Source organism: Roseomonas sp. GC11 (assembly GCF_024437745.1).
Taxonomy (GTDB): domain Bacteria; phylum Pseudomonadota; class Alphaproteobacteria; order Acetobacterales; family Acetobacteraceae; genus Pseudoroseomonas.
In genome coordinates this window covers 1-736 of record NZ_JANFNY010000201.1, presented here as the reverse complement: position 1 = coordinate 736, position 736 = coordinate 1, and the positions used below count along the sequence as shown (strand labels likewise).

Genomic DNA, 736 nt, shown 5'->3' with positions numbered 1-736 from the left:
TGGTCTGCGGCGGATGCCACAGACAATCGCTGATACAGAACAGTCCAGATCACCGCGCCGCCGGCGCCACACGAAAGTGGCAAGCGCCGGCCGCGCATCCTTCCCTGCGATGGCAACATCGCAGCTTGTGAACGGGTTGCTTGGTTTGGGCCAGTAGCTCAGTTGGTTAGAGCACACGCTTGATAAGCGTGGGGTCGGAGGTTCAAGTCCTCCCTGGCCCATACGTGCCCCAGACCTCGGTCTGAGCACGCTACGGGCCAGCTGACAGCTGGTCTGGTCATCCCGTGGGGGCGTAGCTCAGCGGGAGAGCGCCTGCTTTGCAAGCAGGGGGTCGTCGGTTCGAATCCGATCGCCTCCAAAAGGAAAGATGAATTCCAGGAAAACCCCACCGCAGGCAGCAATGCCCGGGGTGTTCCACGCTGTTTCACATCGTGAATCTGATTTGGTGATATCGAGTGCCTGGCAAGGCTGACTTCCTTGTCAGGAGTGAGTGTCTCGGTGTTGCGTTGCTGTCCGATTGGACACGACAGAACAAAGCGCGCTTTCGAGTGCGGCTTGGTCCTGCGTGCGGGCGGTGACGAGATGAGTATGAGAAGGGCGTTCAGTGGATGCCTTGGCACCAAGAGGCGATGAAGGACGTGGCACGCTGCGATAAGCCGCGGGGAGATGCGAGCGATCGTTGATCCGCGGATGTCCGAATGGGGCAACCCCTCCCTAGGGAGATCTGGCGCTGAAT

At 60.1% G+C, this 736-nt stretch carries 2 tRNA genes and 1 rRNA gene; all 3 read left to right on the top strand.

The window, feature by feature from the left end:
• Positions 1–147 precede the first annotated feature (147 nt).
• Positions 148–221, top strand: a tRNA-Ile gene (locus tag NON00_RS24620).
• A 65-nt stretch (positions 222–286) separates the two neighbouring features.
• Positions 287–358 (top strand) — tRNA-Ala (locus NON00_RS24615).
• Positions 359–581: 223 nt separating this feature from the next.
• A 23S ribosomal RNA gene (locus NON00_RS24610) occupies positions 582–736 on the top strand; the annotation flags it as partial.